This window comes from Kibdelosporangium philippinense, assembly GCF_021390435.2.
Classification (GTDB): domain Bacteria; phylum Actinomycetota; class Actinomycetes; order Mycobacteriales; family Pseudonocardiaceae; genus Kibdelosporangium; species Kibdelosporangium philippinense.
In genome coordinates, this window is sequence record NZ_JAJVCN010000002.1 from 2,365,008 (window position 1) to 2,379,650 (window position 14,643).

Below are 14,643 nucleotides of genomic sequence, written 5' to 3' on the forward strand. Positions count from 1 at the left end.
TCCTTGCGGGCCGCCCGGCGCTTGTCTGCCGGTCAGCTGGAACGTGTGTCGTGCGGGTGGTGGGCTGGCTGGTGGACGGTTGCGGTCGCGGCGTCGGCGACCCGGGAGGTGAGGACGCGGTCCGGGCCGTCGGGTAACTGCAGCTCGGGCGGGGTGGCCATCACCAGCGCGAGCGCGCAGGCGTGGTACACGTCGATATCCAGCTTCGCGTGTGGGACGTGCGTCAGCGCGCGCAGCAGTCCGGGTAGCGCGAGCAACGGGATGCGTGGGTCGTCGCGGGTGATCATTACGGGTTCGCGAGGCGCGTCGAAGGCCGTGCTGTGGCCGCCGAGCAGGTCGATCACGGCGTCCGACTGGGCGGCGATGCGGTGCAGGGGGAACGCGACGGCGTCGGCGCGGTTCCAGGTGGTGATGTCGCCGACTCCAGCGGTCACCAGCAGCGGGGACAGCATCGGCATGGTGTTCGCGCCAGCGATCACGACACGGCCGGAGGTCAGTGGGCGGCCGGCGCGGGTGAGGGTGGTCAGCAGTGCGGCGGTCAGCGCCATCGCGGTGGTGTCGTGGTCGGTGACCACTGGCGTGTTGCCTGCGGCTAGTCGCGCGACGTGGGCGCGTTCAGGGGTGACGTGCGGCAGAAAGACCGCGCCGACGGTGGATGGGAGGCCACCCAGCGTGCTCTGCAGCTGCCTCGGGGCATCCCCCTCGACCGGCATCACGAGAGTCGACAGACCAGCCACATCGCGGATCAGCGCGGAATACTCGAGCAGCACTGGTTCCACCGGGGTGTCCGGGTCGGCGAGGGAGCTGCCGTCACTGACCACTGCCACCATGCGATTGCTGGACATCACGAAGCGTGCTCCAGGCGCAGTTCCGCAAGCAGCTGTCCTTGCCCGAGCGTGACGTGAGTCAACACCTGGCGCGCGGCGTGGAGTAGTTCGGTCACCTCGGGTGTGCTGAGCGAGTACTCCACGGTGTTGCCGGCGCGGCGGGTGGCGACCAGTCCGGTGCCGCGCAGCACCGTGAGCTGCTGGGACAAGCGTGACCCTTCGATCGCGATCGCGTCCAGCAGCTGACGCACCGTCTTCGGGCCCTCGTCCAACAGTTCCAGCACGCGAACGCGTACCGGGTGCGCCAACCCGCGAAACAACGCGGACTTCGCCTCACACAGCGACATCCCCATGGTCAAGCCCCGAGCCGCGCATCGTCCAGCGCCGCGCGATCCACCCAGTCGCTGGTGTCGATGCCGTGCCGGGCGGCCACGTCCAGCAGGTCGCGGATCCGGGTGCCGTGCAGGTGAACCTCATAGTCGTGGCCGACCCGCCGGGCCACTGCCATTGCCTGCTTGGCCTGGTCGACTTGGCTGCGCAAGACCGTCGTGAACTCCTTCATCATCCCCACTTTCGTTCCGGCACGCAGACAGCGACACCCCTGCATCGGCGATGGAATACATAATCTACGCAGTTAAAGAACTTCGCAAGTGATAGACCGTGCGACTACGTCACATGTGGTTACTTCAGAGGTCGTTGCCGGCGTAGGAGAGGTTGAAGCTTTTGTTGGTCAGCGGGAAGTCCGGGACGATCGTGTCGGCCAGCGCGACCGGCAGGGCCGGCCAGTTGAAGAAGCTCGGGTCGACGATCTTGACCCGGGTCAGTATGCCGTCGCCGGCGAGTTCGACGCGGTGCACGATCGTGCCCCGCCATCCCTCGACGATGCCCACCCCGGACCGGCCGGATCGAGGTTGGACCGGTGTGGTTGGCGGGGTTGCCGACTGTTGACGCACGGTGTGCACGAGGCTGGTGATGAGTCCGATCGAGTAGGTGATCTCCTCGGCGCGGACCAGGAACCGGGACAGCACGTCCCCATCGGTGTGGGTGTGCTCGATGCGGCGGAACACCTCGTGCAGGAGCGGGTGGTCGTGCCGGGCGTCGATCGGTAGGCCGCTGGCGCGGGCGACGTAGCCGAGGGTGCCGAGATCGGTGGCCTGTTCGCGGGTGAGCACGGCGGTGCCGGCGAATCGGTCGGCCACGACGGTGTTGCCGAGTGCGAGGGCGACGATGTCGGCGATGTCCGCGCCGATCACCGCCAGGCGGACAGGGTCGGGCAGGGCAATGACGGTGGCGCCGCCGGGGCGAATGGCACCGCGGAGCAACCGGTGTCCGGTGACCTCGTCGTTGATGCGCAGCAGTTGTTCGCGGACGCGCTGGGCGTGGGTGTTGAGGATGCCGTGGCCGACGTCGTTGCACAGGGCGCCGATATCGGTGATGTGGTTGTAGAGCCGTTCGAGCTCCAGCAGGATCGCGCGAATCCGCTGGGTGTGCGCGGGCACCGGGTGCTGCCAGGCGTCTTCGATCGCCTGGCAGAAGGCGAGGGTGTGCCCGACGGTGGTGTCGCCGCTGACCCGCTCGGCCAGTTCGATGGCCTGTTCGGGGCGCCGGCCTTGAAACAGTTTTTCGATTCCTCTGTGCACGAACCAGAGCCGGGCCTTGAGATTCAGGATGGTCTCCCCGACCACGGAGAACCGGAAGTGGCCTGGGCCGATCATCCCGGCATGCACCGGGCCGACCGGGATCTCGTAAACTCCTGGTCCCTCAACAGTCCTGAACGGATATGGGCCGTCGACATCGCCGAATTCCGGCGGTTCGCCCGCGTCGGTGAGCATCGGGTGCCAGCCTTGCGGCCAGTGGAAGTGCCGGACCAGGCGCCGCGGCAACGGGTGGCCGGTGGGCACGATGCCGAACAGGTCGCGCATCTCCCGCTCAAACCGCCCGGCCGGGAAGGACAAGCCTGCCAGGCTCGGCACGTGCGGGGCAGCACGGTCAAGCGGGACATGCACGTCAACGCGTCGGTCCAACTCGGCGGCGGTGAACAGGTACACCGCGCGAAGCCGGTCGCCGTCGTCGTGACCGGCGACCAATGCGACCCGATATCCGTTGCCCAGTAAGAAACGCGCGTGGTCGGCCAGTTCGCCCGGGGCGACGGTCAGTGCGGTGCGGCGGCCACCGACCGGTTCACCGAGAGCGGGCGTGTTCGGAGTGCTCATCGGGCCCCCACCAGGGTGTCAGCGGCCAAGTGCAGCAGTGTGGTCAGCGGTCCCGCGGTGACGCCCAGGACCGCGCACGCGACTAGTCCGCCGATCAGGGCGAGCGCGGTGGGCACTGGCAACCGGCGGGTCCGGGTGGCCGTTCCCGGGCCGTCCGGCGCGGCGCCGAGCAGCATCCGGCTGGTGTGCGTGACCAGAGCCGCGGCGATGATCAACACCAGAACCACCGCGACCGCGGTGAGCCAGCCCATGCCCGCCGCGAATCCGGCGCGGAACACGCCCAGTTCGCTGGCGAACAGGCTGAACGGCGGCAAGCCGATCAGCGCCAGGATTCCGAATCCGATCCCACCGGCGAGGACCGGATGACGCGCGGCCAAGCCACGTACCCCGTCGATCCGGCTGGTGCCGACGACCTGCAGGATCCGCCCGGCGCCGAGAAACAGCGCGCCCTTGGCTAGCCCGTGGCCGAGGATGTGCAGCAGAACCGCGGCCAGCGCGAGCGGACTGCCGAACGCGGTGCCGAGGGCGACCAGGCCAAGGTGCTCGATGCTGGAATAGGCCAGCATCCGCTTGTAATCCTGTTGCGCCACCAGCAAAGACGCCGCGAGTATCAGGGACGCCACCGCCATCACCGCGAGCAGCGTGCGGGCGAACCCGGTGCCCAGCGCGCCGTCGGCGATCACTTTGACCCGCAGGATCGCGTAGAACGCCACAGACAGCAGCACGCCGGACATCAGCGCGGACACCGGTGCGGGCGCTTGGCTGTGTGCGTCGGGCAGCCATGCGTGCAAGGGCGCCAGCCCGGCCTTGGTGCCGAACCCGAGAACCAGCAACAACACCGCGATCCGGGTGACCCCGGGGTCGAGGCTGGACGCGTTCACCGCCAGCGCTGCCAGGTCCAGTCCGGACGCGCCGGGGGCTCGAGCGGAGGCGTAGTTGAGCGCAATCGTGCCCAGCAGTGCGAGCGCGATGCCAGCCGAGCAGATCACCACGTACTTCCACGCCGCCTCCACCGCCGGGCGCGTCCGGCGTTGCCCGACAAGGAATGCCGTCACGATGGTGGTGGCCTCGATCGCCACCCACAACACGCCCAGGTTCGCGGCGAGCACCGCCAGTGCCATCGCCGCCAGAAACAACTGCACCAACACGCTGTGCCGGGCGGCGGTGCGTGCGGTGGCTCGCCCGACCGCGATCTCGGTCGTGAAGTACGCCGGAGTGGCTACAGTGGCCAGCAGCGCCACCGCACCGATCACGATGAGCATGTACGCCGAAAGCGCATCCACCCGCAGCAACCCGGCAAGAGCGGTGTGTGGTTGTGAGCCGGCGAGAATGATCGCCGAGGCGAGTACCGCGGCGGCGCTCAACGCACTGATCCACGCCGTGGCTCGGCGCCACCCGATCACGGCGTAGGCCAGCGCGCCGAGAACGGGAACCGCAAGTGGGAGAAGCATGGTCATCAGTCGCGCAACTCCCGCAGCTCGTCCAGATCGGTGTCACCGAAGGTCTCCCGCATCCGCGCGGTGAGAACCTGCAGCACCAGCACGGCAAGCAACACATCCAGCGAAACGCCCAGCTCGACAACCAGGCCGACCTCGGCCGTGGTGAGAAACCCGACCGCAGTAATCCCGTTGTCCATCAACAGAAAACCGACCAGCTGCGACAGCGCACGGCGCCGAGTAACCAGCACGAAGAACCCGATCAACACCACGGTCAACCCGACCGGGATCGCCTGCGTCGCCGCAGAGGGCGCGAGCTGCACCAACGGCTGGGACACCGCGTACGCCAGCAACGTCAGCACCGCGGCTGCCAGCAACGACGCGGCCACGTTCACCAACGGCCGAGTCTCCCGCCGGGCCTCACCCGCGCTGGCCAACGCTCGCCGGACCAAGTAAGGCAGCACCCCAGCGCGCAACACCAGCACACCGACGGCGACGACCCACAGCTCGACCGAGTTCTCGTGCGCGGCAAAGACACCGACCAGCACAGCGAGCGCCAGGCCTTGCAACGCGAACACCCGGATAATCATCGCCAGCTCGCGGCGCCACAGCACCAGCACAGAGGTCAACAGCAGACCGCCGCACGCCAGGTCAAGCAGCTGCACGTAGAGGCTCTCGTCCATCACGAATCCCTTTCAGGCCAGGAAGAACGAGGCCGCCACGGACAGCAGCGCGAGCAGGAACGACCCGGCCAGCAGCTCCGGGACCCGGAACAGCCGCAGCTTCGCCAGGAACACCTCGCCCGCCGCGAGCACCACGCCTAGCACACCGACCTTGATCACCAAAGCCAGCACACCGATCAGCACTGCGAGCGGGGCCGCCGACGTCGCGATTCCCCACGGCAGGAACAGGTTCGCCAGCAGGCCGAGGAACACCGACAGACGCATCGCCGACGCCAGCTCGACCAGCGCCAAGTCTGGACCTGCGTACTCGAGCACCATCGCCTCGTGCACCATGGTTAGTTCCAGGTGCGTGGACGGGTTGTCCACCGGCAACCGCCCGGTCTCCGCGACGATCACCACGATCAACGCGACCGCGGCCAGCAGGCTGACCGGCGAGATCACCCGCGCCGGATCGTCCAACGTGGACGACACGATCGCGCCGAGGTTGGTGGACCCGACCCGCACCGACAACGCGAAGATCGCCACCAGCAGAGTCGGCTCGACCAGCGCGAGAATCGTCACCTCCCGGCTGGATCCCATGCCACCGAACGCGGTCCCGGTATCCAGCCCGGCCAACGCAAGCGCCACCGCGCCCAACGCCAGCAACGCGACCACAGCGAACAGGTCCGCGACCGGATTGATCGCCGAAGCAGTGGTCACGAACGGCGCCACCACGGTGACCACCAGCGTGGTGGCCACCAACACCAGCGGCGCGATCCGGAACACCTCGCTGGTGCCACGAGGTGTGATCCGCTCCTTGCCGAACAGCTTGCGCAGATCCCGCCACGGCTGCCAGACACCGGCACCCGCGCGACCTTCCAGCCTCGCGCGAACCTGCCGCATCACGCCGACCAGCAGCGGTGCCCCGGCGACGATGACCACCGGCTGGACGATCCCGCCGACTACTCCCAACGTGTTCACCGCGTCACCGCCAGCAGGATCAGCGCCGCGCACACGGTGTAGAAGCCATACCCGAGATACCGATGCACACTCCCCGTGGCCAACCGGCGGCCCACGCGGCCCCACGCGGACACCACGGCCAGCACCGGTTCGTAGAGCCGCCGTTCGATCCGGTCGGGTACCCGCCGCCGGTACTCGACCGCCTGAACCAGGTACCGCGACTCCTCATGGTGGCTGACGTCCACATCGGTCTCCGGCTGGACCACGTCGTCGAACACCCGCTGCAACGGCTCGGCGAAAGACGTCGCCGTGTACTCCATCCGCGCCGACATCGGTCCACCCCCGCAGTCCCAGAGCCGCACCTCACGACGTGCCCGCCGAACCGCGACAAACCGCAGAACGCCCACGACGACAACGACACCGGCAACCAGAGCGAGCGCGAGCATCAACGGCGACAACGACCCGGTCACTCCCGCCAGTTGCAGGGTCACCGCGCCGGACGCGGCCGCATCACCTGTCCCCACAGCGATTCCGGTCGCCGACGCGACGGCCGGCAGAACCACGGTCGGCAGCACCGCCAGTACCACACACGCGGCACCTGCCAGCCCCATGCCGACGAGCATGCCCGGCGGACTTTCGTGCGCCTGTTCAGCGGCCGCGCTTCGGGGCTTGGCCAGAAATCCCACCCCGAACGCCTTCACAAAGGTCGCCACTGCGAGCCCCGCGGTCAGCGCCACGGCCGCCACCGCCACCGGCATCGCGATCGCCGCAGCCACCCCAGAAGCTGGAAGCCCGTGAATCAGCGCCTGCAACAGCAACCATTCCGACACGAACGCGGTGCCCGGCGGCAATGCCGACGCGGCCAGCGCACCCAGGCCGAACGCCGCCGTGGTCACCGGCATCCGCGGCCGCAGCCCACCCAACTCGTCCAACTCCCGGCTGTGCGTGCCGTGCAGCACCGAACCGGCGGCCAGGAACAGCAGCGTCTTGAACGCCGCGTGGTTGATGACATGTAACAACGCCGCAGCCAGCGCCAGCCCGGCCAGAACCCGATTACCCGACGAGGCGAACAGCCCGGCCGCGCCCACGCCTACCAGCACCAGCCCCATGTTCTCGGTCGTCGACTGCCCCAGCAGCCGCTTCACATCCGTGCTCATCGCGGCCTGCAAGATCCCGTACACCGCGGACACCGCGCCCAGCCCGAGCACCAGCAACCACCACCAGCGCTCGCCACCACCCAGCAGATCAAACCCGACCCGGACAATCCCGTACACGCCAAGAGTCACCATCGCCGCCGACATCAACGCCGACACATGACTCGGCGCCTCCGGATGCGCCCGCGGCAACCACGCGTGCAGCGGCACAATCCCCGCCTTCGACGCGAATCCGGCCAGCGTCACCCCGAACACCACACTCGCCGCCCCAGGCGACAGATCTGCTTCCCGCAACGCCGGGAACGAGTCACCCGAGGCGTGCGCCACGAACACCAACAGTCCACTAAGAACCGCCACAAACCCCAGATGGGTCATGACCGCATACCATCGGCCCGCCTGCGCGACCTCGGCTCGCCGCCGATGCTCAGCCACCACCAGCAGCAGCGAGGTCAACGCCATCAGCTCCCAGCACACCAGGAACGTGCCCACGCTCCCCGCAGCCGGAACCAGCAGCATCGCCACCACGAACAACGGGAACACCGCTTGCACCGGCCGCGAGTCCAACCCGTTGCGGGCATAGGAAATCCCGTACACCCCGGCCGCGACCGCCACACCGCCTATCACCGCGATGAATAAGCCACTCAGGGCGTCCACAGTGAACAACACGCCGGACAGCGGCAGCACCTCTGGCAGCGCAACCGAAAACGAATCCCCGGCCAGCGCGGCACCACCAGCCAACACCCCCGCCGCACCGGCGAGTGCCGTTCCCACACCAACCACCGTGGACCGCATAGCGACCGGAACAACCACGGCACCTACCGCAGCCAGCACACCTAGCGCCGTGGCAATGCCGAAGCTCACCCCTGTCATCGCCCGGTCAGCTTCCGCAATCCCTCGACGATCGCCTCCGGTCGCGGCGGGCATCCGGTGATCTCCACGTCGACGGGCACCACATCGGACACCGCACCGGCCACGCCGTACGCGCCCGCGAACGCTCCGCAATTGCGGGCGCAATCCCCCACCGCGACCACCAGTTTCGGGCCGGGAACCGCGTCGTAGGTCCGCCGTAACGGCTCGGCCATGTTGCGGGTCACCGGCCCGGTCACCACCAGCGCGTCGGCATGCCGCGGCGAGGCCACCAACCGCGCGCCGTAGCGTTCGGCGTCGTAGACCGGCCCGAACGCCGAGCCGATCTCCACCTCACAGCCGTTGCACGACCCGGCATCCACATGACGGATCTGCACCGAACCGCCCAGCCCCACCGCGGCCGCCGGACGATCGCCCTCCGGCCGCGGCGGCGCGGGCTGCGCGACCCGCCCGGTCGCGCGGATCTTGCGCCACAAACCCAGCACTAGCTCTCCTGCATATCGGATCACGAAAGGAGCGATCGCCCCGCCGGAAGAAGAGGTAAGAACGGCGGGGCGACCGCAGCTCATCCGCCCGGCGAGTCCCCCTCCGGGGTCGTCACGGGCACCACCACCGGCGTCTTGAGGTCTTCCAGCAACTCCACCTGCCCGGACAACACTCCGGTCAGGATCCGGCGAGCGACCGCCAGCAGCTCCGCGAACAACGGGCTGGCCAGCGAGTAGTAGACGTTCGAGCCCTCCTTGCGCGTGGTGACCAGCCCCGCCCGGCGCAACACCGCCAACTGCTGCGACAGGTTCGCCGGCTCGATGCCCACCTCCGGCAGCATCTCCGCGACCGCGTGCTCCCGCTCGCTCAACAATTCCAAGACCCGGATCCGCGCAGGATGCCCCAGCGTCTTGAAGAACTCCGCCTTCAACTGATACAGGGGCCTGCTCACCGCCACCCCTCCTCACGAGCGCCGTGCGTATCTGTCGTGCTCATCCCACGATCCTCCCTGGGCCCGCACCTGGAGCGACGACGACATCCCTAGCCGCACGGTTCAACAGTTGCTAACCTTAGCAAGTCCGAAAGGGCACGGCGCAACGAGGCAGACCATGGGCGAACCAACCGTGGCCGAGGTGATGACCCGCCAGGTGATCACTGCGGTGGCCGACACCCCGTTCAAAGAACTGGCCGGCGCCATGCTCGCCCATGGCGTCGACGTACTGCCCGTCATCGACATCGACGGCAGGCCTCTCGGCGTGGTGAGCGAAGCCGACGTCATGACCAAACTGGAATTCCACGGCGGCGCCGACCCCACACCCATGCTCGCCGGCCCCCGCTGCCGCGCCCGGTGGTACAAATCCCTCGCCCTGCACGCGGCCGATCTCATGACCACACCACCGATCACCACAACCCCCGGCACCCCGGTCAGCACCGCGATACACCTGATGGCACACCACCGGATACGCCAGATCTGCGTCGTGACCTGCACCGGTTGCCTGATCGGCATGCTCGCCCGCCGCGACGCACTACACCTGTTCGTCCGCAGCGACAGCGCCATCGAGGCCGACATCGAACGCGACATCACCACCAGAACCCGCCAGCCCAACCAGGTCACCTGCACGTCACCGACGGCATCGTCACCCTCGACGGCACACTCCCCCTCCACAGCACCGTCCAGCGCGCCGGCCACGCCGCACACCACGTCCCCGGCGTCGTCGCCGTCCGTAACAACCTGCGCTACGACACCGACGACCTCATGATCACCGGCCTGTAACAAGAGGGCCGTCGTCAGGCCTGTCCATCGAAAAGGCTGGTAACCGAGCCGTCGTCAAAGACTTGCTGAATCGCCTTCGACAACAACGGCGCGATGGACAACACGGTCAACTGCGGGAAACGTTTGCCGTCCGGGATGGGCAGCGTGTCGGTGAGCACCACTTCGCGGACCCCACTGGCGTGTAGACGGTCAGTGGCGTCGCCGGAGAGCACGCCATGGGTTGCCGCAGCGATCACGCCGGACGCGCCAGCACCAAGCAGGAGCCGAGTCGCGCTGGCGATCGTCACACCAGTGTCGATCATGTCGTCGACAACGACGCACAACCGGCCGCGCACATCACCCACCACCGGCGCCGTGCGGGAGTGGCGACTGTACAGGGTGTCCCGGCGACGGATGAACGCGATGGGCCGCTCGCCGAGCAGGCCCGCCCAGGCCTCAGCCAGGCGGACACGGCTGGCGTCTGGCGCAACCACAGTGACGTCGGCATCGGCATACCGCCGCCGGATGTGCCCCGCCAGGAGCGACCGGGCCAGCAGATGATCGACCGGGCCGTCGAAGAATCCCTGCGTCTGCGGTGTGTGCAGGTCGACGGTCATGATCCGCTCCGCGCCCGCGACCGCGAACAGATCGGCGACCAGCCGAGCACTGATCGGTTCCCGGCCACGGTGCTTCTTGTCCTGCCGGGAGTACGGATAGAACGGCAGGATCACGGTGATGTGCCGCGCGCTGGCGCGTTTGAGCGCGTCCACCATGATCAACTGCTCCATGAGCCACGTGTTCAGCGAGCCGGTCGCGGCCTGCAGAACGAACACGTCGCCACCCCGAACCGAAGCGTCGAAACGGACGAACAGTTCACCGTTGGCAAACTCGTGCGCCGTCAGGGGCGTGATGGACACACCAAGATGCGTGGCAATTTCGTTGGCCAATTCAAGATGGGACCCATTGGAGACGACCATCAACCGTTTCGTGACAGCCCCCGACTGTGCCTTGGCCGGGGCGGATGCGCTGAGCGTCATGGTGCTGGTGTCCTCACCAGCAGGGTCCGCGTGGCACAGGTGCGGTCACCCCGCCGGGCAACAAGCCAGGGATCAGCGGGGTGACCGCGGCTCATCCCCCAGGAGGCCGCGTCCGGCGACGTGCGCACCAGCTGGGTCACCGGCACGCCTCCTCACATGATCGCACGGTTCAATAGTTGCTGACTTTAGCAAGTCCACAACAGCGTGCCGGAGCGGAGGCAACCCAGCAGGTGTTACTGGTGCGGTATGCCGACCACGAGCAATCCGACATGCCGAACCACGGACACGGCATGTTCGGCGTAGCGCTCGTGGTAGCGACCCGCCAGCGTGGCGGCAATCGCCGTATCCAGTTCGACGGTGGTGTGTGACAAGCAATGCTCTCGGGGCGGTCAGTCGTCACGAACATCAGGCCATGGTTGGCGGTCGGCATCCGCCAACGCGGTGATGACGCCCGCCACCACGTCCGGATGGCCGAGCGGGATCGGCGGTTCCTCCCGGTCCTGGTCACCACCCTCGCTGTGGGCGACGATTCGGGACCGTACCCCGGCGGCACGCACCTGATCGCCAGGCTCTACTGGCCCGGGGTTGACCAGTAGCACGGATCGAACGGTGGCATCGAACAGTGCGGCGAGCGCGAGCGCGCCATCGGATACCAGCCCGCTGACCACCAGGTCGGCCCGGGTCTGGTCCTGTGCCAACGTTTCCAGCACATCCTCCACGTCCCGCAGCGACTCGCCGGTGGCCGGTACGCGACACCAGGCGATCTGGAAACGCTCGGCAAGCGGACGCCAGGTGGCGGGCACCTCCGCATGCGTGGCCTCTCCCGCCGGGTCAATGACCACCAGTGCCGGCCCCTGGTCCAGCCCTGCCCACACCACCGCCGGGCCCTGTGCCCGCGGGCCGCCGCTATCGAACTGTCGCACCGCCGCTGGTCACCTCTCCTGCCTCAGTACACGACTACCCTGGGGCTGTCTGCGCTAACGCGGGTCCGCGCCAAGGCTTGCTCCACGAACGCCACGCCAACCTGCCCGCACAGCCCGGTTCGCACCCCCTGATCTGCGGGCACGGGTCCACGGCCACGTCATCGACATCAACGCCGCATGAGTGCGGCATGAGTGCGGCGCGCGATGGCGGCTTGTAGCCAGTGGCGAGACTCTGCCGCTCACGGCCACTGCGAACCGAGTCGGGCGCGCAGGATCCTCGGTGCCGTGTTCGCACTGTGTCCGCGCCCAGCACCATGTTCGGCCTCGACTGTCGTGATTCACAGACTGTCCACAAGCACACCGTGGCGCGGTTGGCTCCACTGGTCGTGGACGCATCCAGACCGACCTCGGTCTCCCTTTTCGACCGATCACTCGACAGTGAATACGAGACACCGACATGACCGGTACCGAACCGCGTCGGCTCAAAGGCAATCTCCCGGCCGAGACCACCAGTTTCGTCGGCCGGCGGCGAGAGATCACCACGACCAGGTGCCTGTTGTCTACGACCCGGCTGGTGACGCTGACCGGGGTGGGCGGGGTCGGCAAGACCCGGCTGGCCCTGCAGATTGCCGCGCGGGTTCAGGCGGGGTTTCCGGATGGTGTGTGGCTGGTCGAGCTGGCGGCGCTGACCGATGACAAGCTGCTGACCCAAGCACTCACTGATGTGCTGGGCATCCAGGATCAGTCGGCCCGGCCGCTGCTGGACACGCTCTCGGATTACCTTGCGGCCAAACGGCTGCTGCTGGTGCTGGACAACTGCGAGCACCTGGTGGATGCGTGCGCGATGCTGGCGGACAGGCTGCTGCGCGCGGCGCCGGAACTGCGGGTCCTGGCCACCAGCCGGCACGCGCTGCGCACGGCCGGCGAGCACCTGCTGGAGGTGGCCCCGCTGCCCACGCCGGACCTGCCCCGAGCAACGAGCCCGACGCGCTATGCGGCGGTGCGCCTGTTCGCCGAGCGGGCCGCGACCGCGCTGCCGGGTTTCCGGGTGAATGCCGGCAACCACGACACCATCGCCCGGATCTGCCGTCGGCTGGACGGCATCCCACTGGCCATCGAACTGGCCGCGGTCCGGGTGCGGGCGCTGCCAGTCGACCGGATCCTGCGCCGGCTGGACGACTACTTCGACTTCCTGGCGGAGGGCAGCCGGATCTGCGTGCCCCGCCTGCGGACACTGCACGCCACGTTCGACTGGAGTTTCGACCTGTGCTCGTTCGAGGACCAGGACATGTGGGCGCGGGCATCCGAGTTCATCGGCGGGTTCGACCTGGACGCGGCCGAAGCCGTCTGCGCCGGCGAGGGCATCGCCAGCGAGGCCGTCCTCGACCTGGTGGACAGACTGGTGGACAAGTCCATCCTGACGCGAGTGAACAGCGGTGGAGCCACGGTGCGGTGGCGGATGCTGGAACCTATCCGGCAGTACGGCCAGGAACGACTGGCCTCGTCCGGCCTGCGGACGATCGTGCGGACCCGGCACCGGGACTACTACTGGCGGCTGGCCGAGCACGCCGAGCGGGCGTGGCTGGGCCCAGAGGAATTGGACACATTCACCCAGCTGCAGCGTGAGCACGCCAACCTGCGGGCCGCATTGGAGTTCTGCCTGACCGAACCCGGCGAGCAGCGAGCCGGTCTCGCTATCGGGACCGCACTGTGGAACTACTGGTTTCTGTCCTGCTCGCATACCGAAGGCCGCTACTGGCTCGACCGGGCGCTCGAGGCGAATCCGGAACACAATCCGACACGGGCGAAGGCCTTGTGGGTCAACGCCTGGCTCGCCGTCATGCAGGCCGACGCGGCCGCGGGACGGTCGATGACCGAGGAATGCCGCCGCGTGGCACAACGGCTCGGCGACGAATCCGCCCTCGGTCACGCCACCCGAGTCACCGGCGTGGCGACGTTCCTGCAGAACGACGTCCCGGGCGGGGGCAGGCTCCTCAAGGACGCGCTCATCCGCCTCCGGCGACTCGGCGAGCGGAGCGGCATCTGGATAACCCTCCTCCAACTGACCGTGGCGACCGCGACCCTCGGAAGACCCGAGCAGGCCGTGGCCTACGGCGAGGAGTGCCTGGCCATGTCGGATTCCCGCGCGCATCTGTCCAGGTCCTGGGCGTTATGGGCGCTCGCCATCGGTCGCTGGCTGACCGGTGACCGGCAGTCAGCCGGCACGCTGGTCCGCGAAGGCATCCGAATCAACCAGCCGTCCAATCAATGGGGCCTAGCCCACGGCATCGAGATGCTGGCATGGATCGCGGCCGCGGAAGGACGGTACCGGCGCGCCGCCGGGTTGCTCGGGGTAGCCGCCCCCATCTGGCGAGCGACCGGCGTCCTGCCGTCCACATTCAGGTATCTGGCCCTGTCCCACGGCCAGTGCGAGCGGCAGATCCGCCAGTCACTCGGAGACGAGGAGTTCGCGACAGTATTCCGCGAAGGAACCCGCCTCACCACCGACGAGGCCATCGCCTACGCACTCGAGCCACAGCGACACTGATGGACCGGAGTCCTCGAGAATCTTCCGGATCACTGCGGCAATCGCGTAATCCGGGGTGTCCCCACGCACCACGGAATGCACGAAACCGTGGACATACAGCGCGCAGGACCAACATCAGCTTTCGCCGATGGCGGCACATCGCTCGACACACTCGTCACACAGGGCTTTCGCATGGGCGAGGGCGCCGTCGGCCTCATCACCCGAACACAGATCGCCCGCTGGATAGCCAGCACCCAATCAACAGGCCAAACCACGGACCGCGCTGATAGTGCAGGCGA

At 68.0% G+C, this 14,643-nt stretch carries 15 protein-coding genes and 1 pseudogene; 4 read left to right on the forward strand and 12 right to left on the reverse strand.

The features are described from left to right. Nucleotides 1–32: 32 nt before the first annotated feature. From LWC34_RS29855 to LWC34_RS29900, 10 genes are all read right to left on the reverse strand, one after another. Nucleotides 33–845 (reverse strand): hypothetical protein, encoded by an 813-nt coding sequence (locus tag LWC34_RS29855; RefSeq protein ID WP_233728406.1) that lies wholly within the window; start codon nt 843–845, stop codon nt 33–35. Further along, a complete protein-coding gene (locus tag LWC34_RS29860) occupies nt 845–1,180 on the reverse strand; it encodes an ArsR/SmtB family transcription factor (RefSeq protein ID WP_233728407.1) in 336 nt (111 codons plus the stop codon). Before LWC34_RS29860 ends, LWC34_RS29855 begins: the two co-directional genes overlap by 1 nt. 2 nt (nt 1,181–1,182) lie before the next feature. Beyond that, nucleotides 1,183–1,389, reverse strand: coding sequence for a hypothetical protein (locus tag LWC34_RS29865; protein WP_233728408.1), 207 nt, complete (start codon nt 1,387–1,389; stop codon nt 1,183–1,185). A gap of 124 nt (nt 1,390–1,513) precedes the next feature. Then, nucleotides 1,514–3,040, reverse strand: a complete 1,527-nt coding sequence (locus tag LWC34_RS29870; protein WP_233728409.1) for a hydrogenase large subunit — start codon at nt 3,038–3,040, stop codon at nt 1,514–1,516. Then, complete coding sequence (locus tag LWC34_RS29875; RefSeq protein ID WP_233728410.1) at nt 3,037–4,497, reverse strand: proton-conducting transporter transmembrane domain-containing protein; 1,461 nt, start codon at nt 4,495–4,497, stop codon at nt 3,037–3,039. Before LWC34_RS29875 ends, LWC34_RS29870 begins: the two co-directional genes overlap by 4 nt. Next, complete coding sequence (locus tag LWC34_RS29880; RefSeq protein ID WP_233728411.1) at nt 4,497–5,159, reverse strand: hypothetical protein; 663 nt, start codon at nt 5,157–5,159, stop codon at nt 4,497–4,499. The genes LWC34_RS29875 and LWC34_RS29880 overlap by 1 nt, the downstream gene beginning before the upstream one ends. Nucleotides 5,160–5,171: 12 nt before the next feature. Beyond that, a complete protein-coding gene (locus tag LWC34_RS29885) occupies nt 5,172–6,119 on the reverse strand; it encodes a respiratory chain complex I subunit 1 family protein (protein ID WP_233728412.1) in 948 nt (315 codons plus the stop codon). Continuing rightward, nucleotides 6,116–8,122, reverse strand: a complete 2,007-nt coding sequence (locus tag LWC34_RS29890; protein ID WP_233728413.1) for a proton-conducting transporter transmembrane domain-containing protein — start codon at nt 8,120–8,122, stop codon at nt 6,116–6,118. Before LWC34_RS29890 ends, LWC34_RS29885 begins: the two co-directional genes overlap by 4 nt. Next, entirely contained in the window at nt 8,119–8,604 is a 486-nt protein-coding gene (locus LWC34_RS29895; RefSeq protein ID WP_233728414.1) for an NADH-quinone oxidoreductase subunit B family protein, read from the reverse strand. Before LWC34_RS29895 ends, LWC34_RS29890 begins: the two co-directional genes overlap by 4 nt. Nucleotides 8,605–8,684: 80 nt before the next feature. Then, nucleotides 8,685–9,056: an ArsR/SmtB family transcription factor gene (locus LWC34_RS29900; protein WP_233728415.1), complete on the reverse strand. Its 372-nt coding sequence runs from the start codon at nt 9,054–9,056 to the stop codon at nt 8,685–8,687. Between the two features lie 184 nt (nt 9,057–9,240). Here LWC34_RS29900 and LWC34_RS58945 point away from each other — a divergent pair. Together LWC34_RS58945 and LWC34_RS58950 are read left to right on the forward strand one after the other, a co-directional pair. Then, nucleotides 9,241–9,630, forward strand: a pseudogene (locus LWC34_RS58945) (CBS domain-containing protein); the annotation flags it as partial. Next, a complete protein-coding gene (locus LWC34_RS58950) occupies nt 9,597–9,878 on the forward strand; it encodes a BON domain-containing protein (RefSeq protein ID WP_372496667.1) in 282 nt (93 codons plus the stop codon). The pseudogene LWC34_RS58945 and the gene LWC34_RS58950, both read left to right, overlap by 34 nt. A 14-nt stretch (nt 9,879–9,892) precedes the next feature. Here the strand turns inward: LWC34_RS58950 and LWC34_RS29910 are convergent, their stop codons facing one another. Beyond that, nucleotides 9,893–10,894 (reverse strand): ribose-phosphate diphosphokinase, encoded by a 1,002-nt coding sequence (locus LWC34_RS29910; RefSeq protein ID WP_233728417.1) that lies wholly within the window; start codon nt 10,892–10,894, stop codon nt 9,893–9,895. 176 nt (nt 10,895–11,070) lie between these two features. Between LWC34_RS29910 and LWC34_RS29915 the strand changes: the two genes are divergently transcribed. Then, complete coding sequence (locus tag LWC34_RS29915; protein ID WP_233728418.1) at nt 11,071–11,262, forward strand: hypothetical protein; 192 nt, start codon at nt 11,071–11,073, stop codon at nt 11,260–11,262. Nucleotides 11,263–11,283: 21 nt separating this feature from the next. On the opposite strand, the gene LWC34_RS29920 is transcribed toward LWC34_RS29915, so the two are convergent. Next, a complete protein-coding gene (locus tag LWC34_RS29920) occupies nt 11,284–11,817 on the reverse strand; it encodes a hypothetical protein (protein ID WP_233728419.1) in 534 nt (177 codons plus the stop codon). Between the two features lie 457 nt (nt 11,818–12,274). On the opposite strand from LWC34_RS29920, the gene LWC34_RS29925 reads away from it, so the two are divergent. Then, complete coding sequence (locus LWC34_RS29925; RefSeq protein WP_233728420.1) at nt 12,275–14,365, forward strand: ATP-binding protein; 2,091 nt, start codon at nt 12,275–12,277, stop codon at nt 14,363–14,365. Nucleotides 14,366–14,643: the final 278 nt, after the last annotated feature.

Coding starts and splice junctions, on each gene's coding strand:
- LWC34_RS29880 (WP_233728411.1), bottom strand. CDS start 5,159: ATGGACGAGAGCCTCTACGTGCAGCTGCTTGACCTGGCGTGCGGCGGT.
- LWC34_RS29875 (WP_233728410.1), bottom strand. CDS start 4,497: ATGACCATGCTTCTCCCACTTGCGGTTCCCGTTCTCGGCGCGCTGGCC.
- LWC34_RS29860 (WP_233728407.1), bottom strand. CDS start 1,180: ATGGGGATGTCGCTGTGTGAGGCGAAGTCCGCGTTGTTTCGCGGGTTG.
- LWC34_RS29925 (WP_233728420.1), top strand. CDS start 12,275: ATGACCGGTACCGAACCGCGTCGGCTCAAAGGCAATCTCCCGGCCGAG.
- LWC34_RS29890 (WP_233728413.1), bottom strand. CDS start 8,122: ATGACAGGGGTGAGCTTCGGCATTGCCACGGCGCTAGGTGTGCTGGCT.
- LWC34_RS29855 (WP_233728406.1), bottom strand. CDS start 845: ATGTCCAGCAATCGCATGGTGGCAGTGGTCAGTGACGGCAGCTCCCTC.
- LWC34_RS29870 (WP_233728409.1), bottom strand. CDS start 3,040: ATGAGCACTCCGAACACGCCCGCTCTCGGTGAACCGGTCGGTGGCCGC.
- LWC34_RS29865 (WP_233728408.1), bottom strand. CDS start 1,389: ATGAAGGAGTTCACGACGGTCTTGCGCAGCCAAGTCGACCAGGCCAAG.
- LWC34_RS29910 (WP_233728417.1), bottom strand. CDS start 10,894: ATGACGCTCAGCGCATCCGCCCCGGCCAAGGCACAGTCGGGGGCTGTC.